Here is a 23,374-nt window from a genome sequence, read left to right as displayed (position 1 = left end):
CTGCGCTCGACACGAACGGTTGGGGAAGCGCACCATATGCCACGGCTTGACGACCCCGCCCCGCCGGTAGCAGTTTCGCGCGATACTTGTCCCTGTTCCGAGGATCGCCGCCCTTGACCCTGCGTACCGCCGTATCCGCCCTCGCCCTGCTGCTCGCCACCCCGGCGCTGGCGCAGCAGGCCCCCACACCGGCCGACGCCGACCGCTTCGTCGGGGAGGCGGAGAAGGCGCTGGGCGACTATTCGGTCGATGCGCAGCGGATCGCATGGGTCAACGCGACCTATATCACCGAGGATACCGACGCGCTGGCCGCCACGTCTGGCGCGATCGGTACCGAGATGGCGGTCAAATACGCGCTGGAGGCCGCGAAGTTCGACGGCATCCGCGGCCTGTCGCCTGATACTGCGCGCAAGCTGTATATCCTGAAGTCCGCGATCGTCCTGCCCGCCCCGACCACGCCCGGCGCGGCGGCGGAACTGTCGAACATCTCGACCAGACTGTCGTCGTCCTACGGCAAGGGCAAGGGCACGCTCGACGGCCAGCCGATCAACGGATCGGATATCGAGGCGGCGATGGGCACCACCCGCGATCCGGCGAAGCTCAAGGAGATGTGGGTCAGCTGGCACGACAATGTCGGCGCGCCGATGCGCAAGGATTACCAGCGGCTCGTCACCATCGCCAACGAAGGCTCGAAGGAACTGGGGTTCCGGGACACCGGCGCGATGTGGCGGTCGGGATACGACATGCCCGCCGACGATTTCGCCAGGCTGACCGACCAACTGTGGGGCGAGGTGGAGCCGCTGTACAAGGCGCTGCACACCTATGTCCGCGCGAAGCTGAACGCCAAATACGGCGATGCGGTGCAGCCCAAGACCGGGCCGATCCGCGCCGACCTGCTCGGCAACATGTGGGCGCAGGAATGGGGCGGCATCTACGACATCGTCGCCCCGCCCGGTTCGGGCGATCTGGGATATGAGATCGGCGACCTGCTGAAGGCCAGGAACTATGACCCGGTGAAGATGGTCCGGACCGGCGAGGGCTTCTATTCCTCGCTCGGCTTCCAGCCGCTGCCGCAGACCTTCTGGGAACGCTCGCAGATCGTGAAGCCCGCCGACCGCGAGGTGATCTGCCACGCATCGGCGTGGGATATCGACAACAAGGACGATATCCGCATCAAGATGTGTACGAAGGTCAATTCGGACGACTTCGTGACGATCCACCACGAACTGGGCCACAACTATTATCAGCGCGCGTACAAGAACCAGCCGTATCTGTACCTGAACGGCGCGAACGACGGCTTCCACGAGGCGATCGGCGATTTCGTCGCGCTGTCGATCACGCCCGACTATCTGGTCAGCATCGGCCTGCTCGACCGCCGGCAAGTGCCCGATGCCAGCAAGGATACCGGGCTGCTGCTGCGCCAGGCGATGGACAAGGTGGCGTTCCTCCCCTTCGGCCTGTTGATGGACAAGTGGCGCTGGGGCGTGTTCTCCGGGCAGATCGCGCCGGGGGATTATCAGAAGGCGTGGGACAAGCTGCGACTCGACTATCAGGGGATCAAGGCGCCGGTGGCGCGCGACGAGAGCAAGTTCGATCCGGGGGCGAAGTATCACATCCCGGCATCGACGCCGTACATGCGCTATTTCCTCGCCCGCATCCTCCAGTTCCAGTTCTACAAGGCGGCATGCGACCAGGCCGGATGGAAGGGGCCGCTGCACCGCTGCTCGTTCTTCGGGAACAAGCAGGTCGGCGCGCGGCTCAACGCGATGCTGGAGATGGGCGCGTCCAGGCCGTGGCCCGATGCGTTGCAGGCGTTCACCGGCAGCCGGCAGATGTCGGGCAAGGCGATGGTCGAATATTTCGCACCGCTCAAGAAGTGGCTCGACGCGCAGAACAAGGGGCAGCCGAGCGGCTGGTAGGGGGCTGCCGAAGTTGGCGGCCGGCAATCTTCCCCAGCCGTTCGTCTCGAGCGAAGTCGAGGGACGTGCCGCAGGCGGTGCGCAAGGTGTCTCGACTTCCCTCGACACGAACGGCGCGGGGTCGGCGCAGCATCCTGCGCGTCAGGTGCAAGCAGACCTGTCCAAAGAGCCGCACGGGTTCTGCCACAGGCGCTGCCCTGCAGGACAGCCCCCGGCGCTTTCCTTTGCGGGGATAGCGCTTTACCGCCGATGCGATGACGACTGCCGATACCCTTCCCGCCGAGCGCACGTTGCGCAGCGATGCCGCCGCGCGGCGCGAGGCGCTGATCGAGGCGGCGGCGGCGTGCTTCCGCGAGGAGGGATACCGCGTGCCGTTCGAGGCGGTGGCGGCGCGCGCGGGCGTGGGGCGCGGCACGCTGTACCGCAACTTCCGGGACCGCGAGGCGCTGGCGCTCGCCATCTTCTCGCGCGAGATCGAGCGGATGGCGGCGTCGCTCGACCCCGCGCAACCGTTCGAGGCGACGTTCGAGCGCATCCTGCGCGAGGGCGCGCCGACGCTGACGCTGTTCGGGCGCATCTCGTCCGAACTGCTGGCCGACGGCGACAATCGCGCGGCGTTCATGGCGCTGGGCGCACGGATGGAGGCGGCGCTGGCCCCGGTGGTCGCTGCCGCCCATGCCCGCGGCGAACTGGCGGTCGGGGTGAGCGCGCATGACGTGGCGCTGTCGTTCCGGATGGTCGGGGGGCTGCTGCGGTCGTTCTTTACCGAGGACGAGGTAGGCGAGCTGATCGGGGCGGCGCTGCGGCTGATACTGGACGGATTGCGACCGCGTTGAGGGTCGGTGTGGCGGCGGAAGTTTGCTGGTGATAGCGGGAAGTTGGGTTCCGGAACGTCTGAAAGCGCCCAGTTGCGGACATTCGCCGCTGGGGCCATGCTACGATCACCATGACAGTACATCGTCCGACGTGGGTGCTCCTGCTTGTGCTTTCGGGGTGTGGCGAGCAGGCCCGACAGCCTCCTTCGCCCGAACGTCAGTTGCTTCTCTTCGATGATCCCGGGCCGATTCCAGCGGGCACCGACAGGCTTTTCAAAGGGCAAAATTGGAAGGTACCCGCCGACACTCCGAACGGCGACATAGCTGTGAGTCTCCTCGCATGTGGTGCGAGGGACCTGAAAATTACGGACGCGGACATGGACCATAGTTGGTCTGTCGCAGTTTCTCGACCTTCGCCCATGCGCCCGTTCGTGACCTGCGTGGCGCGCCGTGCTGGCCCGATGGTGTTTCGGGTTCGTGAAGTTGCCGCCGAAAATGTCCGCTAACCACCAAAGCCGGACCTTTGCAGCTGTCGATAGCGCTCGCCAAGCATCGCAATGCACCGGCACACCGATCGAACCGCGCCCCGCACACGATCCGCCGGTCAGGCAACGACCGGCACGACGCTACCGTCCCTGCGCCGCGCTCCACCCCAGCCCCAGCGCCTTGTTCACCCCGACATAACTGGTCGCCAGCGCCGCCCGCGCCTGCGACACGGCGATCGCCGCCGACAGGCGTTGGCGTTCCACGTCGAGCTGGTCGATCAGCGTCGCGGTGCCCGCCGTCACGCGCTGCCGGTTGAGCGTCGCGGCGCGCTCCACCGTCGCTTCTGCCTGCATGAGCCGCCCGAGCTGCGACCGGGCGTTGCCGAAGCGGGACAGCGCCGTCTCCGTCTCCTGCAACGCTTCGAGCACGGTCTGGCGATAGGTCGCCTCGGCAAGGTCGGCCTGCGCCTGCGCCGCCGCGGTCGCGGCCTTCGCCCGGCCGAAGTCGAGGAACGACCAGTTGAGCGACGGCGCGCCCAATGCCACCAGATTGCCCGGATCGAACACGTCGCCGATCGACGGCCCGCCGATGCCGAGCAGCCCGAGGAAGCGGATGCCGGGCAGTTCCTTCGCCTTGGCCACGCCGATCCCGGCGGTGGCGGCGGCGAGCTGGCGTTCGGCGGCGCGGATGTCGGGGCGGCGCGACAGCAGCGCGCCCGGATCGCCGACCGCGACTTCGCGCGGCGGCAGCGGGACGGCGCCGGGCGTCGCCAGCGTAGCGTCCAGTGCGCCTGGCGTCCGCCCGGTCAGGATCGCGAGCAGGCCCAGTTGCTCGTCGCGCTGCGCGGCCAGCGGAATGGTCTGCGCGGTGGTATTCTCCAGCTGCCCCTGCGCGCGCTCAACGTCGAGGCGCGAGGCGGCACCGCGATCGAAGCGCTGGCGCAGCAGGGCGAGCTGCTGCGTCTGGGCACGGGCCGACAGGTCGTTCAGCCGGATGCGCGCCTGAAGGTCGCGCAGGGTGACATAGGCTTGCGCGACCTGCGCGGACAGCGACACCTGCGCATCGGCGAGGTCGGCGTCGCGCGCGCCGATGGTGGCGCGCGCCTGCTGCACGCCGCGCCGCCCGCCGCCGAACAGGTCGATCTCCCACGAGGCGTTCAGCCCGGCGTTGTAGAACTCGACCGACTGCGCCGAGGAACCCGCCCCGCCCTGCCCGAGATCGAGCCCGGGGATGCGCGCGCCGAGGACGGTGCCGTTGGCGCTCAGCGACGGCAGGTCGGCGGTGCGCTGCTGGCGGAAGCGGGCCTCCGCCTCGCGGATGCGGGCCGATGCCTGGTCGAGCGTCGGGCTGTGCGCCAGCGCATCGTCGATCAGGCGGGTGAGCAGCGGGTCGCCCATCCCCTCCCACCAGCGGGCGACGACCGGCGCGTCGGATGCGGCGGCATCGGCGCGGACGAAGCGCCCGCGCTGCACCGCGTCCGAGGCGCTGACGGGCGGACCCTTATAGTCGGGGCCGACGGTGCAACCGGCAAGCGCGGTCGCGGCGAGGAGGAGGGACAGGATCGATCGCATCAATGCACACTCGCCGGGGCGGCGCCTTGCGGAAGCGGGCGGAGGAACAGGATCAGCGGCAGCGCGGCCAGCGTCACCATCCCCATCACCCAGAAGATGTCGTTATAGGCCATGGTCAGCGCCTCCGCCTGCACCTGTTGCCCGAGCAGGCGCAGCCCGGCCTGCGCATCGCCGACCGTCCGGGTCAGGCCGGTCAGATAGTCCTGCACGGCGAGGCTGTTGGCGTTCATCGATTCCTCCATCCGGCGCGAATGGAGCCACACCCGCTGTTCCTGAAGGATCGAGATGCCCGCGAGCGCGAGACTGCCGCCGAGATTGCGCGCCGCGCCGAACAGGCCGGAGGCATCGCCCGCGTCCGCCGGGGGGACCGAGCGGATCACCGCCTGGCTGAGGAACAGCATCGCGAGGATCTGTCCGACGCCGCGCAGCAGCTGCGATTCGGTGAAGGCCGATCCGGTCGACTGCGCGGTCAGGTTCGCATCGAGCAGCGCGGCGAAGGCCATGATGGCGAGGCCGCTGCCCACCGCGATGCGGATGTCGATGCGTTTGAGCAGCACCGGCACCAGCGTCATCAGCAGCACGCTGGGGATGCCCGACAGCAGCACAACCTTGCCCGCCTGCAACGCATTGTATCCGGCGAGCGCGGCGAGGAACTGCGGGATGACATAGCTGGTGCCGTAGAGGACGACGCCGAGCACCAGCCCCATGACCGCGACCGATCCGAACTGCCGGTCGAGCAGCAGCTTGAGCTTGATGATCGGACGACGCGCCGCGACCTGCCCCCAGAACAGGAAGCCGATGCCGACGACGGTGAGGAACGCCATCCAGCGGATGAGCGACGAATCGAACCATTGCTCGCGCTGCCCGTCCTCGAGGAACACGGTCAGGCCGCCCAGCCCCAGCGTGAGGCCGAGGATGCCGCGCCAGTCGGCCTCGCGTAAATATTCCCAGCGCGCCGGTTCATGGCGCAGCCCGACCAGCAGCAGCGTGGCGAGGATCGCGCACACCGGCAGGTTGAGGAAGAAGGCATAGTGCCAGCTGATGTTCTCGGTCAGCCAGCCGCCGATCAATGGTCCCAGCACCGGCCCCATGATCGCGGTGACGCCGAAGGCGGCGATGCCGATCGGCTGCTGCGCGGGCGGCAGGCGCTGGGCGATCACCGTCTGCGCGGTGGGGATCATCACCCCGCCGAAGAACCCCTGCCCCACGCGCCCGATCACCATCACCATCAGCGTGGTCGCGACGCCGCACACGACCGAAAAGGCGGTGAACATGCCCGCCGCGACCAGCAGGAAGGTGCGCAGGCCCAGCAGCCGCTGCAACCACGCCGCCATCGGGATGGCGACGATCTCCGCGACCAGATAGGCGGTGGCGATCCATGTCCCCTCGGTCCCGCTCGCACCGATCTCGCCCTGGATCGTCGGCAGCGCCGAATTCACGATCGAGATGTCGAGCGTCGCCATGAACGCGCCGAGCGTCCCTGCCGCGACCGCCAGCCATGCGGCGAGGTCGGCGCGTTCGGGGGGCGCGTCGGCAGCGGCCGGGGTCATCGCCGCACTGGCCATGTCAGTTCCGGTCCGCCGCGGCCTGTGCGTCGCGGATGCGCGCCAGCTCGTCGCGGGCCGAACGGGTATCGACCGTGACCGTCACCGACAGGCCGGGCACGAGCAGGCGGCGCGCGGCGGGCGTGGCGTCGATCGCGACGCGCACCGGCACGCGCTGCGTGATCTTGGTGAAGTTGCCGGTCGCGTTCTGCGGCGGCAGGATCGAGAATTGCGCGCCGGTGCCGGGCGACAGGCTTTCGACCCGCCCCTTCAGTTCCACGCCGTCGAGCGCATCGACCCGGATCGTCACCGGCTGGCCCGCGCGCATCAGCGCCAGTTGCGTCTCCTTGAAGTTCGCGGTGACGTAGAGCGCGTTGAGCGGCACGATCGACATCAGGCGCATGCCCGCCTGCGCGAACTGGCCCGGCGTCACCGTCTTGTCGCCGATGCGGCCCGCGACGGCGGCGCGCAGCACGGTGGCGTCGACATCGACCTCGGCGGCGGAGCGCTGCGCCTGTGCCGCCTGACGCTGCGCCTCGCCCTGGCGGATCTGGCTTTCGGCGCTGGCGACGCGGCGACGCTGCATCACCAGCGCGGCGGCCTGTGCGCGGACCTGATCGCCGGACTGGGTAGCGGCGAGTTCGTACTGCGCGAGCTGCTGGCGGGTCTCCGCGCCGCTGGCGGCAAGCGGGCGGAAGCGGGCGACCTCGGCGGCGTCGTGGCGCGCCTTGGCACGAGCGGCGGCGAGCTGCGCCTCGGCCTGTTCGATCGCGGCATATTGCTCGTTCAGCTGCGCGCGGGCCGATGCCGCCTGCGCGGTCGCAACCGCGATCTGCGCATCGGCCTGCGCCGCCTGCGCATCCAGCGTGCGGCGGTCGATGCGGAGGAGCGGCTGGCCCGCCTGCACATCCTGATTGTCGCGCACCAGCACCTCGGCGACATAGCCCGACACGCGCGGCGATACCGTCACCATATCGGCGTCGATCCGCGCGTCGTTCGTCTCCTCCAGATACTGGCCGACGCTGCGGTAGTGCGCGTACCACGTGCCGCCCGCCACCAGCACCGCGACCAGCAGGACGAGCAGGATCGCCTTGGCCCGCCCGCTCAGCTTGCGCTTGGGCGGGGCGGCCTCGTCGGGCGTGGTCTGGGCGGTTTCGTCGGTCACGGCAGCTGGTCCCCGGGGGGCCGGGCGTGGAACCGCCCGGTCGGATTGATGCGCCGCAACATAAGCGGACATCGTGTCCGGTTCAAGCCTGTGCAACTCAAAACCCGACCCGCATCGCCCGCCCCGGCTTGACCGCGACCTCCGCCCGCAACCGCTCGACCAGTTCGCGGGCGTCGGCGGCGGGCCAGTGGCGCAACTGGCGCGCGACGACCGCGAAGTCGCCGGGGGTCAGCCCCTCCACCCGTGCCAGCGCGGGCGGCGCGGCGTGGCCGAAGAAGCGCGCGAACGCCGCCGCCGCGCGGGGCGGCGACAGGGGCTTGAGGTGCAGCTTGAAGACGAACCGCCTGAGCGTCGCCGGATCGAGCGCGCCCGCATGGTTGGTCGCCGCCACCACCGGCAGCGGATGCAGGTCGAGCCAGGTGAGCAGTTCGTTCACCTGCCCCACTTCCCAGCTGTGGCGCGCGGTGCTGCGGTCGAACAGCAGCGAATCCGCCTCGTCGAACAACAGCACCGCCTCGCGCCGTCGTGCCTCGGCAAAGGCGTCGGCGATCTGCGCCTCGGTCTCGCCGACCCATTTCGACAGCAGGTCGGAGGCGCGCTTCACCAGCAACGGCCGGTCGAGCGCGCGGGCGAGGTGGTGGGCGAAGGCGGTCTTGCCGGTGCCGGGCGGCCCGGTCAGCAGCAGCGACACGTCGCTCGCGCCGCCCCCGGCCATCGCCGCGAACAGCGTGTCGATCGGGCGATCCGCCTCGAACAGGTCGAGGTCGAACCCCGCCGGGCCGGGCGGGGGCAGCGTGCCGCCGCGCAGCGCCTGCACCAATGCCTGGGCGGGCACGGTGCCGCCGTCCGCCTCCCCTGCCAATCGCCCGGCGCGGGCCGCGACCCGCAGCACGGTCGCCGCCTCGGGCGCGGTGTCGATCAGCGTGGCGAGCGCCGGGCCGGGCGTCACCCGCTCCTCTGCCGCGACCCGATCGAGCATCGCCAGCGCGGCGCGGCGCGGCGGCAGGTCGAGCCGCAGCACGAAGCTCATCCGTCGCAGGATCGCCGCATCGATGTTGCCGATGGCGTTGGTGGTCCACAGCACCGGCACCGGATTGGCCTCCAGCAGGCGGTTGACGAAGATCTTGCTGCCGACCCGGCGGCTGAACCAGTCGCCGCCCGACGACGGGCTGGCATCGCCGATCAGGTCCTCCATCTCGTCGAACAGCAGCAGCGTGCGGCCCCGCCCGCCGAGCAGCCGCTGCGCCAGCGCGAGGGCGGCGACCCGTTCGTAGCGTTGCGGCTCCTCGCCCTCGTCGTCCGCCTCGCCCACGCTGTGCAGCGCCGCACCCGCCGCCTGCGCCAGCGTGCGCGCCAGTTCGGTCTTGCCGGTGCCGGGCGGGCCGTGGATCAGGATGTTGATCCCCGCCGCGCCTTCGGCCAGCGCGCCGTGCAGCAGCCGGACGAGGAAGTCGGCGTCGGCGACATGGCCGAAGGCGTCCAGCGCCAGCGCCGCCGCCTGTCGCCGCCCGACGAGCGTGTCGAGCATCGCCGCCTCGCCGGTCGGTGCGCGGTCGAGCAGCCGCTCGAGCGTCCAGCGCAGGTCCACCTCGGTCTCGCCGTCGCGGTTGGTGACGAAGCTCGCCAACCCCAGCCGGGCGAGCGTGCCCTGCCGCGCGATCCGTCCGGCATCCCCGGCGTCGCCCCCGGCCATCTCGCCCAGCAGCGCCGACAGGTCGACGCCGTGGCGGCCGAGCAGCCGGGCGAGCGCACCGACGCGCGGCAGCCGGTCGCACGCCACCATCAGCCGCAGCAGCGCGGCGTCGAGCGGCGGCAGCGCCAGCAGCCGGGCGAGCGTATCGACCAGTTCCAGCGCCTCGACGCGCACGGCGACGTCGCGGGGCGCGACGAGGCCCTGCTTCAGCGCGTCCCAGTCGAGATCGCCTTCGTGCGCGGGCAGCAGCCAGCCGCCATGCGGCTGCGCCCATTCCAGCACCGCCCTGGCCAGCGGTGCGGTGGCGGGGAGCATCCCCGCCGTCCGGAGCAGCATGCCCCGGACGATATCCAGTTCGTCCATTTGTCACCCACGGTCGCAACCTGCGGCACGCGCACGATGGCGCGGCCGACAGGATTTCTGTCGAATGGTTGCGGTGCGGCGGGGGCGGAAGCCGACCCTGCGCCGCGGCGTGGAGTGCCTAGGCGAAAGGCCGGAGACCGCCGGTCCGTGCACCGCGTAAGGCGGTGAGGTCCAGCAATGCATGTCTCCTTGGGTGCCGCACATCGGGTGCGGACGGCGGTGTCCGTATCACAGGATCGTTACGGCTGCAATCAGCCGACCGTCACGACATGGGTTCCTCCCGACGACTGGTCGAAGCGGGTGCGGCGGCCGGTGAAGCGTTCGATCACCCGCGCCGCGGTGCGGCTGTGCTCGCTCGGCTTGACCGTCGTGAAGCTGCCCCCGCCCGCCAGCGCCATCGGCAGCAGCAACTGGTCGGCGAGATACGGCCCGGCGAAGGCATCCGATCCGAGATAGCCGCGCATCCTCGCGGTCGCGGTCTTCGCGACCCGTTCGGCGGGCACGCCGAGCTGCGCGAAGCCGCTGACGATCTCGGTCACATGCTCGAACCGCGCCTCCAGCAGCAGGATGTTGCCCGGCCCCTGATCGGCGGGGAGTTCGCGGACGGCGGTGTCCCGTTCCGACCAGCCGAGGTTGCCCCGCACCACCGCGATCTCGCGCTCGGCGATCGCGAACGGCAGCCCGGCGAACAGCGCGCAGGCGGCGACGTCGATCGCGGCACCGCGCGCGTGGCATTCGATGGCACGCAGCGGCCCCGGCACGATCTCCACCTCGATCCGCCCGCCGCCGCGCGGGTAGAAGCCGTGGCGGGTGAGGCGCGCACGCACGTCCCCGCCCATCGCGCGCACGACGGGCAGGAAGCTGCGCTCGATGAAGTCGAACGGCGGGGCGAGCATGTTGTGCGTGCCCCCCTCCAGCACCAGCCGCGACGGCGTGTCCGCCAGCAGCAGCGGCAGCAGCACCGTCTGGAGCACCAGCCCGGTCGACCCCGCCGTACCCACCGCGAAGCGATAGTCGCCGCCGCGCACGGTGCCGGGGCGGAAGGTCAGCTCGGACGATCCGACATGCAGCCCTTCCGCCGTCGCGCCGCCGATCGCGCACGCCGCCTCGACCGCGGTGACATGCTGGCGCATCAGGCCGGGCTTGGACCGCCTGCCGCGGACGTTGGTGATCTGCACCGCCTCCCCGGTGACGAGCGACAGCGCGCACGCATTGCGCACCACCTGTCCCCCGCCTTCGCCCTCGGCTCCGTCGATCGTAATCATGGGTTCACCAGTTCCAGAAAAAGGGCTTCGGCGCGATGCCATGCGGCGGCATCGACGGCGCGCGACGGGATGTCGCTTGCCCGGGCGAGTTCGTCGCGGATCATCGCGTCGAGCGCGGCAACCCGCGGCATGCTTCCCTGCTCGGCGGTCGATGCCTTCGCCGCGACCAGTCCGGCGATCGCATCGACCAGCGCTTCGGGCAGGTCGATCCCCGCCAGCAGCGACACGAGGTCCATCGGCGGACGCCGCGACGCATGCGCGCGCATCCACCGGATCGCGAGCGCGGGGCGCAGCGCATAGAAATAGCGCTTCACCGGCACCGGCGCGTCGCCGTCAAGCCACGTCCCTGCGGCGGTCCGCCCGAGTTTGGCATAATGGCACGCCACCGCATGCGGATCGCACACGGCGTCGGCCAGCGCCGCCAGTTGGGCCACCACCGGATGGTCGGGGCGATAGCGGATCGGGCTGCCGATCCATTCGCCGACGATCGCATTCGACTTGAGCAACAGTCCCAGCGCCTTGCGGATGTCCCAGCCGTTCAGGTCGATATCATCGACGATCGGCTGCTCGATCACGTCGCGTGGCGGCGTCAGCGCCAGATAGGCGTCGCGCGGGCGGACATAGACGAAGCGCACGTCGTAATCGCTGTCGGGCGAGGGGAAACCCCATGCCCGCGACCCCGATTCGACCGCGAACAGCAGGCGCACGCCATGCTCCGCCTCGATCGCGGCAAGGCGTACGTCGGTCTCGGTCCGCACGTCGGCGGGGATGGCCTGATCGTTCCTGGTGAGCATTCTGCATTCCTCATGTCGTTCCGGCTGCTCGCACAGCCGTGAAGCGGCGGCGACAGGCTCCCGGCCTGTCGCTGGATCGCCGCTTCACCCCTTCACGCACACCACCTGCTTCAGCGTGTGCACGATCTCGACCAGATCGGCCTGCGCGGCCATCACCGCCTCGATCGGCTTGTACGCGCGCGGCGTCTCGTCGATCACGCCCTCGTCCTTGCGGCATTCGACGCCCGCCGTGTCGGCGATATGCTCGTCGAGCGTCACCAGCTTCTTCGCCTGCGTCCGGCTCATCACCCGGCCCGCGCCGTGGCTGCAGCTGTCGAAGGACTCCGGGTTGCCCAAGCCCCGGACGATGAACGACTTCGCACCCATCGATCCGGGGATGATCCCCATGACGCCCTTCGCCGCGCGCACGGCACCTTTCCGCGTCACCAGCACATTCTCGCCGAAGTGGTTTTCGCGCGTGACGTAATTGTGGTGGCAGTTGACCGCCTCCAGCTCCGCCTCGAACGGCTTGGCGATCACCTTGCGCAGGGCGGCGATGACGTTGGTCATCATCATCCGCCGGTTGAGCGCCGCATAATCCTGCGCCCAGCCGACCGCCTCGACATAGTCGTCGAAATGGTCGGTCCCTTCCGGAAAATACGCCAGATCCTCGTCGGGCAGGTTCAGGTGCCATTTGCGCATGTCCTGCTTGGCCAGTTCGATGAAGAAGCTGCCGATCGCATTGCCGACCCCGCGCGACCCCGAGTGCAGCATCACCCACACCGCGCCGCCCTCGTCGAGGCACAGTTCGATGAAGTGGTTGCCGGTGCCGAGCGTGCCGAGATGCACCAGGTTGTTGGTGTTCTTCAGCCGCGGGTGCTTCTCGCAGATCCGGTCGAAGCGCTGGACCAGCGTGCTCCACGCCGCGACGATCGCGGGCGGGGGCGAGCCCCAGCTGCCGTTGTCGCGCGTGCCGCGCCCGACGCTGCGCCCGTGCGGCACCGCCTGCTCGATCGCCGAGCGGACGCCTTCGAGGCTGTCGGGCAGGTCGCTCGCCGTCAGCGAGGTGCGCGCCGCCATCATGCCGCAGCCGATGTCGACGCCGACCGCCGCCGGGATCACCGCGCCCTTGGTCGGGATGACGGACCCCACCGTCGCGCCGATGCCGACATGGACGTCGGGCATGGCCGCGACATGTTTGAAGACGAACGGCATCTGCGCCGCGCGGGCGAGCTGCTCGCGCGCCTTGTCGTCGACCGGCACGCCGCGGGTCCACGCCTTGATCGGCTTGCCGCCGGGGACTTCGGTAAATTCATAGGCGGTCATGGCGCACTCCCTCGCGGTTTCGGGGCGGTCGGCCCATTCCGACCGCCCCTGCCGCTTGCCGGATCGCTCGATAGGGCACGATCCGACGTTGGTATCGTTGCGAAAGGCGTGCCAGACGGCGGATCGGCATGCAGATATTTTTCATCACACTGTTATGTAACGACATTTTACAATAACCCCGAATATCGCCGGGCGTCGGGCACACCTTCAAGTCGATCGACAGCGATCGCAGCTTATCCTATACGATCAATATGCGCTCCACCGTCGTCATCGGCTTTCTCGGCTCCACTCTCGACGCCGCCAGGTTCGGCCCGTCGCGCTGGACGAAATGGCGGCCGACCGTCGGGCTGACGATGCACGAGGATCTGCGCGTCGACCGGCTGGTGCTCCTCCACGGCACCCGGCACCAGCGGCTTGCGCACTATGTCGCGGAGGATATCGCCGCCGTCTCGCCCGAGACGCTTGTCGAGCCGCACGTCCTCGACTTCGCCGATCCGTGGGATTTCGAGGAGGTGTACGGCAAGCTGCTCGACTTCGCGCGCGGCTATCGCTTCGATCCCGATGCCGAGGACTATCTGGTCCACATCACCACCGGCACCCATGTCGCGCAGATCTGCCTGTTCCTGCTGACCGAGGCGCATTACCTGCCCGGCCGCCTGCTCCAGACCCAGCCGAAGCGCGGGACTGTGGAGGCGGCGGGGACGTGGAACGTCATCGACCTCGACCTGTCGCGCTACGACAGCATCGCGACGCGCTTCGCCGCCGACCGGGCGGAGGGGGCGAACTTCCTGAAATCGGGCATCGACACGCGGAATGCCGCGTTCAACGCGATGATCGGCGAGATCGAGCAGGTCGCGATCCGCAGCCGCGCCCCGCTGTTATTGATGGGGCCGACCGGCGCGGGCAAGAGCCAGCTCGCGCGGCGCATCTATGCACTGAAGCGGCTCAAGCGACAGGTGAAGGGACCGCTGGTCGAGGTGAACTGCGCGACGCTGAAGGGCGACGGCGCGATGTCGGCGCTGTTCGGCCACCGCAAGGGCGCGTTCACCGGCGCGGCGGCGGACCGGGCGGGGCTGTTGCGCACCGCCGACACCGGCATGCTGTTCCTCGACGAAATCGGCGAACTGGGCCTCGACGAGCAGGCGATGATCCTGCGCGCGATCGAGGACCGGCGGTTCCTGCCCGTAGGCGCGGACCGCGAGGTCGAGAGCGATTTCCAGCTGATCGCGGGCACCAACCGCGATCTGGCTGCCTGCGTCGCGGCGGGCAGCTTTCGCGACGATCTCTACGCGCGGCTGAACCTGTGGACCTTCGCGCTGCCGGGTCTGGCGGAACGGCGTGAGGATATCGCCCCCAATCTCGATTACGAACTCGATCGCCATGCCGAGCGCGAGGGCGACCGGATCACCTTCAACAAGGAGGCGCGCGCGCGCTACCTCGCCTTCGCGACCGATGCCGAGGCGCGCTGGCCCGGCAATTTCCGCGATCTGGCCGCCAGCGTCACGCGGATGGCGACGTTCAGCCCGGCCGGGCGGATCACGCTGGAATGCGTGACGGCGGAGATCGCGCGGCTGCGACGGCTGTGGCACGGGGCGGCGGTGCCCGATCCGCTGGACGGGCTGCTGGACGCCGAAGCGCTGGCGGCGCTCGATCCGTTCGACCGGGTGCAACTGGCGCATGTCGTCGCCACCTGCCGCGACAGCGCTTCGCTGTCGGCGGCGGGGCGCACGCTGTTCGCGGCATCGCTGCGCCAGCGCAGCTCGACCAACGACGCGGACCGGCTGCGCAAATATCTCGCGCGCTTCGGGCTGGCGTGGGGGGATATCGCCGGGGGACGGTAGGATCGATCGAGGTTCGGCGGGAAGCGGCGCCCCCCCCTGGAAGGGAGGGGAGAACGCCCCGGTCCGCGAATGCGGATAGGCGTTACGCCACCTGCGCCAGCCGCACGTCGGACACCCGCACCGTGCCGCCCGCGACGTTCAGGTTCAGCCCCGTGGCCGTCACCGGCGCGTTGATGAGCGACGACAGCACCGCCTCGCCGTCGTTCGCGAACACCTCGATCGAACCGGCGTCGAGGAAGATGCTGAGCTTCGCGACCCCGCCGGTAAAGTCGCAGGCGACGCTGCGGTTCTGGCGCCACGCCGCGCTGTCGGGCGCGTCGGGGCCGCTGGTGTCGCGCTTCAGGAACAGGCGGTCGTCGCGCAGTTCGAGCCCGATCTGCGTGAAGAAGCCGCCCCCGCCGCGCACCGACAGCCACAGCCCGCCCGGCCACTGGCTGCCGACCCGGCGGAGCGTCAGGTCGATCCGCCCCGCGACCATCGCCGCGCCGGTCGGCCATGCATAGTCGCTGCCTTCCGCGATGGTCTGTTCGCTGCCGGTCAGCATACGGGTAAAGGCCGTGTCTTGCGCCGCGATCGGGGTCATGCGCAGCCGGGGGGTGCCGCCGATGCGCTCGAGGCGGAGCCGGCGCACGACGCTCAACTGCCCGCGATATCCGGCGGGCGCGGGCAGGCGGTTCGCATAAGCCCAGTTGTTCATCCAGCCCATCGTCCATGCGGCGGCGAGCGGATCGGCGGCCTGCTGGTCGCGCCATACCACCGCGGCGTAATAATCCGCCCCGCCGTCGAGCCACCGGCCGGTCGCGCTGTCGGCGGTGAAGGTCGTGCCGTCGAAGCTGCCGACCCAGTAATAGGTGCCGCCGGTAAAGCCGCGCGCGGTACCGTCGCCGCCGACCAGCAGCACCCATTTGTCGGCGGTGGTCGTGCCGTCCGCCTCATAGAGGTGGAGCGGGAACAGGTGCGAGCATTCCATGACGCCGCCGACGAGATCGGACAGGAAGCCGCTGGCGTAATTCCACTGCTTGAGATCGGTCGAGGTGTAGAAGCCGATCTTCCCCTCCTCCGACAGGGTCATCACCCAGCGCGCGGTCGGCGCGTGCCAGAAGACGGTCGGATCGCGGAACGGCTTGTTGCCGGGGAAATTGGGGTGGACGATCGCGTGGAAGGTGAAGCTCGCGCCGTCGTCGCGCGAATACCACAACGCGGTCGACTGATTCTGGCCGGCGGCATTGTCGGCGGGCATCGTCGCCAGCGCGATCAGCGTACCCGCGCCGAACCCTGCGGTGTTGTTCGTATCGACGACCGCGCTGCCGCTCCACACGTCGCCGAAGCTGGTGGTACGCCTGGGGATCGAGACGCCCCGATCGGTCCAGCTGACCAGATCGGTCGAGGTCCAGCGCCGCCATTCGGTGCCGCCGGTCGGCCAGGTCGGATTGTAGAGCGCCCACATCGTCCATGCATTGCCGATGCGCACCGGGCGCTGCGGATCGTTGATCCAGCCGCCGTCGGGTGCCGCGACATGGTAGCGCGGGCGGGCGCTGACAGCGGTAGCGGTGGCGCTGGGCGTGGGCGTCGGGGTCGGCGTCGGAGCCGGGGCGGAAACGGTGCCCCCGCCCCCGTCGCCGGACCCTTCGCCGCAGGCGGGCAGCAGGGGCAGGGTCGCGAGCAGGCCGAGGGTGTGACGGCGCGAAACGATGATCGGCATGGGCAATATCCTCTCCGCGCACGACTCACGGTCGCGCGTCGTGGTTCGCGGACCGCGTGCGCGGCCGCGTCGGTCGGGTGGAAGGGTGGCGCGACAGGCGCGCCACCGGGGCAGGCTACATCTTGAAGCGGACGCCGAGGCTGAAATAGCGCCCCTCGATCCGGAGATCGCGACCGAACGACTGGGTTTCGTTGTAGAAGCGATAGTTGCGGAACGGCTGTGCCAGGATGTTGCTGACGTTCGCTACCAGCGAGACATTCCTGAACGCATCATAGCTGGCCGAGAAATCGAGGCGCGAGATCGGCTGCACCAGCTCGCCCGCATATTGTTCTTCGTTGATGTTGCGGTTGTAGCTGGTGACGTGGCGCGACCGCCAGTTGTACGACAGGCGGGCGGAAATGCCGTCCTTCTCGTAGAAGCCGGTCAGGTTGTACGCCCATTTCGACAGGCCGGTGATCTCGACCTGGCGGTCGCCCTCGCCCAGCACCTGCGGCAGCTGGTTGGTGCCGTCGAGATAGGTGACGTTGCCCTGCACGCCGAAGCCGGACAAGGCGCCGGGCAGGAAATCGAAGAAGGTCTGGAGCGACGCCTCGATCCCCTTGATCCGCCCGTCGCCCGCATTCTCCGGCCGGTTGAGCTGGACCCGGCCATAGATCGGGTCATTCACGACCTGGGTGTAATAGCCGATGAAGCCGTTGAGATCGCGATAGAAGGCGGCGACCGACGCCGATCCGTTCTTCGAGAAATACCATTCGAGGCTGGCGTCATAGTTCTTGGACGTCAGCGGGCGCAGGTCGGGATTGCCGCCGAAGCCGGTCGCGTCGAATACCGGCGGCGTGCCGTCCGGCCCCACGCTGTTGCGGGTGATGTTGATCGACGGGTTGAGCTGGCCGAAGCCGGGGCGGGTCCGCGTCTGGGTATAGCCCAGCCGCATCTGCCATTCGGGCGAGAAGCGGACGCGGGCGATGGCGGAGGGCAGCACGTCGACGTAATTCTGCCGCGTGGTGCTCGGCACGATGCCGACCGTCCCGTTCGCCGCCTGCACCCGGCTGAACCCGCGATAGGTGCCGTCGGTGTTGACGATGCGCGCGCCGACCGTCCCGTCGATCCGCACCCCGCCCACGTCCACGTCGAACTTGCCCTGGCCATAGGTCGCATAGCTCGCCTCGCTGGCGGTGAAGCCGCCCAGCGGATCGAACGGGATCTCCGCCGTCGCGAACTTCGTCACCGCCTCGCGGATGCCGTTGTCCCACGGGAACAGCACGGTCGCGCGCTGCACCGATTGCAGCGCCAGCAGGCGCAGCGCCTCGCCGTTGTCGCGGATGCCCTCGCGGCTGGGGGCGAGCCAGTTCTGGAAGCGCTGCGGATCGCCGCGGAACCCGTCGGTAATCAGGCCGAGCGGCCCGCTCGGCAGGCTGTCGAGCGCGATGTTCAGGCCTGCGGTATAGGCATAGCGGTTGTTGTTCTGCGACGATGCGTTGCGGTCGCTGGCGCGGAAGCCGAATTGCAGGCGCGGCAGCCAGCTCCAGTCGGTTTCGAGGTCGAGGTCGATCCGCCCCTGCACCCCGTCGCCCTTGGTCACGAAATCGCGCTGGTAATAGCCGCGCCAGCGGGTGTTGGCGGGATTGTCGATCGCATAGCCGCCGAGGTCGAACACCGCCGATCCGCGCACGTCCCAGTCGACGTTGATCGTCGGCGCGGACGCCAGCTGCGCGTCGAGGCTGAATTCCGACGCCTCGTACTTGCTGTTGGTATAGGCGAAGTCGCCCGACAGGATCGCGCGGCCCGTGGTCCATTTGAACCCGGTCGCCGCCTGCCACGTATCGGTGCGGTCGTTCTGCGTCGAACGGAAGAATTCGGGGACATAGCCGCCGGTCTTGGTGAAGCTGGCCGCCTTGTTCGGCTCCCCCTCGACCAGCACGACGTTGCTGAGCGTCGGGGCGACGCCGTTCGCGTCGCGACGCTCGAAGTTCACGTTGAACGCATCGCGCAGCACCTCGCCGCGATAGGCCTGCCACAGGCCTTCGGCGAACATCTCGAAATTCGGGGTCGGGCGCCACTGGAGGGTGCCGTTCACCGCCGGGCGATGCCGCACGCCCTTTTCGTAGAAATTGCCCGCATTGGCCGGGAAGCGGAAGTCCATCCCGACGCCGGGCGTGGTGACGCGCAGGTCGTCCGCCGGATCGCTGCCGCCGAAGCCGCGGGGCGAGATGACGGCCGAATCGGCATAGCGATCGGCGTTGCGATAGGTGGTGCGGACATAGCTGACGTTGATGAGCGCGCCGATCTCACCCACCGGCGTGTCCCACCGCTTGGTGAGCAGCAGGTTGCCCGCCGGGTCGAACGCCTTCGCCTGATCGTTGTACGACGCGCGCAGCTCGCCCGCGATCTCGGTATCCTTCACGTCGAACGGACGGCGCGAGCGCAGGTTGACGAGGCCCGCGAGCCCCGGTTCGAGCAGGTCGGACGTGCCCGACTTGTACACCTCGATCCCCGCCGCGACGCCCGCCGGGAAGTCCTGGAGGTGCAGCACGCGGTCCTCGGCGGAGAAGAACTCGCGCCCGTTGAAGGTGGTCGCCACGTCGGGCAGGCCGCGCACGAGGATCACCCCGGCCTCGTCATTGTAGCGCTGCACCGTGACGCCGGTGACGCGGGCGATCGCCTCTGCCGCATTGTTGTCGGGCAGCTTGCCGATGTCGTTCGACACGATCGCATCGACGATCGACGACGAGTTGCGCTTGATCTCCTGCGCCGATCCCAGCGCGGCGCGATAGCCGGTGACGACGATATCCTCGCCGCCGTCATTCTCCGGCGCGGCATCGGCCTGCGCCTGTGCAGGCGCCTCCTGCGCGGCGGCGGGCATGGCGGCGAGCGGCACCAGCGCACTCGATGTCAACAGGGCGAGCAAGGTCTTCGGCATAAATCCTCCCAGATTTCCGTTCTTGTTTTTTGACAGTGTGATGCGATCGTCAGACCGGGGATCAGCCCGGTTCGGCCGGTTCCTTCGTGGCGGCGGCCATCGGCCATGCCTGCATCGTCAGCCGCGCCGCGCCGCCGGTCGCCATGGCGCTCCAGCGGAGCTGCCCGCCGCCGCGGAAGAAGCGGTCGGTGATCGTGCGCGTGCCGTCGTTCGCATAGACTTCGAGGATCGACTGATCGGCGAGGATGCGCAGCCGCACTTTCCGGCCCTTCAGGTCGACCGGCGCAATGTGGCGGTTGGCGAAGCCGTCGTGGAAATGCGGCCCCGAGCGGGTGCGATCGACGAACACCTCGTCCACGCCCGGATTGACCCCGATGAGCGTCTGATAGCCCTGTTCGTCGGTCAGCGCGATCGTCACCTGCTGCGCGGTCCCGGTGTCGAGATCGACCACCAGATCGGCCGAACCGCCCGCGACCGGCAGGTCGGTCGGCGTTTCGCCCAGCGTCGCGGCGAAATCCTGTCGGCGCCCGCGCAGCGTCGCCACCTCGCGCACCGGCATCTGCGCGAGGCGATAGCCGCCGGGCAGCTTCTTCAGCGTCACCTCGCGCGGGACGGTCATCAGCCCGCGCGACGGCCAGGTCGGGATCGCCTCGGCATAGCGCCAGTCGTTGGCCCAGCCGATCCAGATGCGGCGGGGATCGTCCTTCGGCAGGTCGTTCCACGAGACGGCGGCGTAGAAATCCGCGCCGTAATCCATCCACTGCGCATCGCCGGTGGCGGTGAAGCGCGTCCCGTCGAAATCGCCGACGAAATACTGCCCGCCCGAACCGCCGCCGACCGCATTGTCGCCGAGGTTGATGCCGAGCACCCAGCGCTTCTCGCCCGGCGCGCCGCCCTCGACCGGAAGCTCGAACAGGTCGGGGCATTCCCAGTTCTTGCCGCGCGCGCCCGCCGGACCGAAGCTGCTGGCGAAACGCCATTGCTTCAGGTCGGGCGAGGTGAACAGGACGGCGCGGTTCTCCAGCGCCATCACCGCGACCATCACCCAGCGCTTCGTCGGCGCATGCCAGAACACCTTGGGATCGCGGAACTCGGGCGATCCGACGCTCAGCACCTCGCCGTGGACGCGCCACGTCCGCCCGCGATCGTTGCTGTAGGCGAGATACTGCGACTGCAACTTCGCCTTGGGGTTGTGCCCGGTGTAGATCGCGACGAGCGGCGGCTTGCCGCCCTTGCCGAAGCCGGTGGTGTTGTTCCAGTCGACCACCGCGCTGCCCGAGAACGCCATCACATCGGCGGTTTCGGGGATGGCGATCGGCAGCTCCTGCCAATGCACCAGGTCGCGGCTGACCGCATGGCCCCAGTTCATATGGCCCCAGCGGTCGCCGTGGGGGTTGTACTGGAAGAACAGGTGATATTCGCCGTCGTAATAGACGAGGCCGTTGGGGTCGTTCATCCAGTTGCGCTGGGGCGCGAAGTGATAGGTCGGGCGCGGATCGGGGCGCTGCGCCGATACGCTGCCGCCCAGCGCCAGACCGGCCATGGCGAGCAGGGCGAAACGCTTCATGCCGCCTTCCCCCCGAGGTTCATGTCCTCCAGCGCGACGCCGTTCGTCTCCGGCATGACCTTCACGGTCCACAGCAGTTGCAGCAGCATCATCGCGCCGAAGAAGGCGAAGACCCAGCCGCCGACCGCCCCGGCCACGATCGGGAACAGCCAGGTGATCGCCGCCGCCGCGACCCAGTGGGTGGTGGAACCCAGTGCTTGCCCCTTGCCGCGCACGACGCTGGGGAACACTTCCGAGATGAAGACCCAGATCACCGCGCCCTGGCTGATGGCGAAGGCGGCGATGAACGCGAGCAACCCGCCGAGGATCAGCGTACCGTCCGGCACGGTGCGTTCGAGCTGCCAGCCGACCAGCAGCAGCGCGGCGGCGCACACGACCGAGCCGAGGATCAGCAGCGGACGCCGCCCGAACCGGTCGATGAAGAACAGCGCGGCGACCGTGAACAGCAGGTTGGTCCCGCCGACCGCGATCGACTGGAGCAGCGCGCTGTCCGCCCCCGCCCCGGCCAGCTCGAAGATGCGCGGCGCGTAATAGAGCAGCGCGTTGATGCCCGAGAGCTGGTTGAACAGCGCGATGGCGATCGCGCAGGCGACGGGGAAGCTGTGCGCGGGCTGGAACAGCCGCGCATCGGCCTGTCCCGCGTCGCGGCGTTCCGCAGCTTCGATCCGCGCCAGTTCGGCCTGCGGGTCGAGGAAGCCGAGGCGGGTCATCACCGCCGCCGCCTGCGCCCGCCGTCCCTGCACCGCCAGCCAGCGCGGGCTTTCGGGCAGGACGAAGGTGACGGCAAGGAACAGTGCGGAGGGCACCGCGACGATGCCGAACATCCAGCGCCACGCCGTCTCGGGCGGCAGCGCCTGCGCGATCAGGTAATTGCTGAGGAACGCGATCAGGATGCCGAGCACGATGTTGAGCTGGTTCATCGCGACCAGCCGCCCGCGGAACTTCGCAGGCGACACCTCGGCGATATAGATCGGCGTCACCACCGACGCCGCGCCGATCGCGAGGCCGCCGAGGAAGCGGAAGGCGATCAGCACCGGCCAGCTCAGCGCAAGCCCGGTGCCGAGCGACGACACGACATAGGCGACGGCGACCGACAGCATGATCGCCTTGCGCCCATGGCGGTCGGCGGGCGCGCCGGTGACGAGCGAACCGATCACCGTGCCGATCAGCGCCGAGGCGACGGTGAAGCCCAGCGACGCATCGGTCAGCGCGAAACGCGCCTGCAACGCCTGCGTCGCGCCGGAGATGACGGCGGTGTCGAACCCGAACAGCAGTCCGCCGAGCGCCGCGCCCGCCGCGCTCAGCACGATCGCGACGGTCGCCCGTGCGTCGTCCACATCGTGGCGTTGATCGGGCGTCGCGATACTATGCATCGAGCGTCTCCTTGGGCGCGTGAAGGGATTCGGCCATGCGCCAGTGCATCGGCCATTGGCGGGTAACGGTACGATAGGCGAGCGCCAGCGCACCGGTCAGCCCCGCCGACGCGCCCGCCGTCGGCGCGGCGACATAGGCATCCATGTCGATCGTGCGCATGCTGGCGTCATAGCCCGCCAGCTTCGCCACCAGCGCCCGGCGGACGCGCGGGTACATCTGCGGCTGCATCACGCCGCCGCCGACGATGATCCGGTCGGGCCGCACGACATAGGTGAGCGTGGCGCACAGCTGCGCGATATAATCGGCCGCGATCGCCCATGCCGCGTGATCGGCGGGCAGTTGCTCGGCGGGCACGCCCCAGCGCGCCTGCATCGCCGGACCGCAGGCCAGCCCCTCCAGACAGTCGCCGTGGAACGGGCAGATGCCCGCAAAGCCTTCGTCCCCGGCGGCGCGCGGCACCTTGATGTGCCCGGCCTCCGGATGGTTCGCCCCGCCGTGCGGCGCGCCGCCGATCAGCACGCCCACGCCGATGCCGGTGCCGACCGTCACATAGCAGAAGCTGTCGAGCCCCTGCCCGCTGCCGAACAGCCGTTCGCCCACCGCCGCGCAATTGACGTCGGTATCCAGCACCATCGGCGCGTCGATGCTCTGGCGGAAATGGCCGAGCAGGTCGACATCGCCCCAGTGCGGCTTGGGCGTCGAGGTGATGCTGCCATGGTCGGGCGCCAGCGGATTGAGCGACAGCGGCCCGAAGCTGCCGATCGACAGCGCCGACAGCGGCCCGTGCGCCTGCTGTCCCGCCCGGAAGAAGGCGCTTGCCGCCCCCAGCGTCTCCGCCGGGGTCGTGGTGGCGATGCGCGTCTCGGCGAGCGTCCGGCCGTCGCGGTCGGCGATCGCGCAGAGGAACTTCGTCCCCCCCGCCTCGATCCCGCCGAGCAGCAGCGCATCGCTCACGCCGCCGTTCCGATCCGGTGGTCGCCTTGCCTCAGGTCCATGTCCATCCCCGTCTCCCATATCCGCCGCCTTGGGCGGTCTGGGCACTAAATCTAC

The 23,374-nt window shown here is 69.4% G+C and carries 15 protein-coding genes; 3 read left to right on the top strand and 12 right to left on the bottom strand.

Annotated elements, in window-relative coordinates; genetic code table 11:
* Positions 1-119: 119 nt before the first annotated feature.
* Together ABLE43_RS09890 and ABLE43_RS09885 are read left to right on the top strand one after the other, a co-directional pair.
* Positions 120-1,919: a M2 family metallopeptidase gene (locus ABLE43_RS09890; protein ID WP_348978424.1), complete on the top strand. Its 1,800-nt coding sequence runs from the start codon at positions 120-122 to the stop codon at positions 1,917-1,919.
* Between the two features lie 254 nt (positions 1,920-2,173).
* Positions 2,174-2,755 (top strand): TetR/AcrR family transcriptional regulator, encoded by a 582-nt coding sequence (locus ABLE43_RS09885; RefSeq protein WP_348978331.1) that lies wholly within the window; start codon positions 2,174-2,176, stop codon positions 2,753-2,755.
* 605 nt (positions 2,756-3,360) lie between these two features.
* Here ABLE43_RS09885 and ABLE43_RS09880 read toward each other — a convergent pair.
* The 7 genes from ABLE43_RS09880 to ABLE43_RS09850 form a co-directional block, all read right to left on the bottom strand.
* The gene (locus tag ABLE43_RS09880) at positions 3,361-4,791 is read right to left on the bottom strand and encodes an efflux transporter outer membrane subunit (protein ID WP_348978330.1); all 1,431 of its coding nucleotides are present in this window, start codon (positions 4,789-4,791) and stop codon (positions 3,361-3,363) included.
* Positions 4,791-6,356 (bottom strand): MDR family MFS transporter, encoded by a 1,566-nt coding sequence (locus tag ABLE43_RS09875; protein ID WP_348978329.1) that lies wholly within the window; start codon positions 6,354-6,356, stop codon positions 4,791-4,793. The genes ABLE43_RS09880 and ABLE43_RS09875 overlap by 1 nt, the downstream gene beginning before the upstream one ends.
* Position 6,357: 1 nt before the next feature.
* Entirely contained in the window at positions 6,358-7,500 is a 1,143-nt protein-coding gene (locus ABLE43_RS09870; protein WP_348978328.1) for an HlyD family secretion protein, read from the bottom strand.
* Positions 7,501-7,597: 97 nt separating this feature from the next.
* Positions 7,598-9,556: an AAA family ATPase gene (locus ABLE43_RS09865; protein WP_348978327.1), complete on the bottom strand. Its 1,959-nt coding sequence runs from the start codon at positions 9,554-9,556 to the stop codon at positions 7,598-7,600.
* A 251-nt stretch (positions 9,557-9,807) separates the two neighbouring features.
* Positions 9,808-10,821, bottom strand: a complete 1,014-nt coding sequence (gene rtcA / locus ABLE43_RS09860) for an RNA 3'-terminal phosphate cyclase (protein ID WP_348978326.1) — start codon at positions 10,819-10,821, stop codon at positions 9,808-9,810.
* Complete coding sequence (locus tag ABLE43_RS09855) at positions 10,818-11,615, bottom strand: nucleotidyltransferase domain-containing protein (RefSeq protein ID WP_348978325.1); 798 nt, start codon at positions 11,613-11,615, stop codon at positions 10,818-10,820. Before ABLE43_RS09855 ends, rtcA begins: the two co-directional genes overlap by 4 nt.
* Before the next feature lie 84 nt (positions 11,616-11,699).
* Positions 11,700-12,920 (bottom strand): RtcB family protein, encoded by a 1,221-nt coding sequence (locus ABLE43_RS09850; RefSeq protein ID WP_348978324.1) that lies wholly within the window; start codon positions 12,918-12,920, stop codon positions 11,700-11,702.
* Positions 12,921-13,171: 251 nt separating this feature from the next.
* Between ABLE43_RS09850 and rtcR the strand changes: the two genes are divergently transcribed.
* Complete coding sequence (gene rtcR / locus ABLE43_RS09845) at positions 13,172-14,761, top strand: RNA repair transcriptional activator RtcR (RefSeq protein ID WP_348978323.1); 1,590 nt, start codon at positions 13,172-13,174, stop codon at positions 14,759-14,761.
* An 82-nt stretch (positions 14,762-14,843) separates the two neighbouring features.
* On the opposite strand, the gene ABLE43_RS09840 is transcribed toward rtcR, so the two are convergent.
* The 5 genes from ABLE43_RS09840 to ABLE43_RS09820 form a co-directional block, all read right to left on the bottom strand.
* A complete protein-coding gene (locus ABLE43_RS09840) occupies positions 14,844-16,463 on the bottom strand; it encodes a glycoside hydrolase family 32 protein (protein WP_348978322.1) in 1,620 nt (539 codons plus the stop codon).
* Positions 16,464-16,578: 115 nt separating this feature from the next.
* Positions 16,579-19,383: a TonB-dependent receptor gene (locus ABLE43_RS09835; protein ID WP_348978321.1), complete on the bottom strand. Its 2,805-nt coding sequence runs from the start codon at positions 19,381-19,383 to the stop codon at positions 16,579-16,581.
* A 61-nt stretch (positions 19,384-19,444) separates the two neighbouring features.
* The gene (locus ABLE43_RS09830) at positions 19,445-20,950 is read right to left on the bottom strand and encodes a glycoside hydrolase family 32 protein (RefSeq protein ID WP_348978320.1); all 1,506 of its coding nucleotides are present in this window, start codon (positions 20,948-20,950) and stop codon (positions 19,445-19,447) included.
* Positions 20,947-22,323 (bottom strand): sugar porter family MFS transporter, encoded by a 1,377-nt coding sequence (locus ABLE43_RS09825; RefSeq protein WP_348978319.1) that lies wholly within the window; start codon positions 22,321-22,323, stop codon positions 20,947-20,949. The genes ABLE43_RS09830 and ABLE43_RS09825 overlap by 4 nt, the downstream gene beginning before the upstream one ends.
* A complete protein-coding gene (locus ABLE43_RS09820) occupies positions 22,316-23,278 on the bottom strand; it encodes an ROK family protein (protein ID WP_348978318.1) in 963 nt (320 codons plus the stop codon). Before ABLE43_RS09820 ends, ABLE43_RS09825 begins: the two co-directional genes overlap by 8 nt.
* Positions 23,279-23,374 lie beyond the last annotated feature (96 nt).

This window comes from Sphingomonas silueang (assembly GCF_040049155.1).
Classification (GTDB): Bacteria; Pseudomonadota; Alphaproteobacteria; order Sphingomonadales; family Sphingomonadaceae; genus Sphingomonas; species Sphingomonas silueang.
The sequence above is the reverse complement of the archived record's forward strand: the minus strand, read 5'-3'. Positions and strand labels throughout refer to the sequence as shown.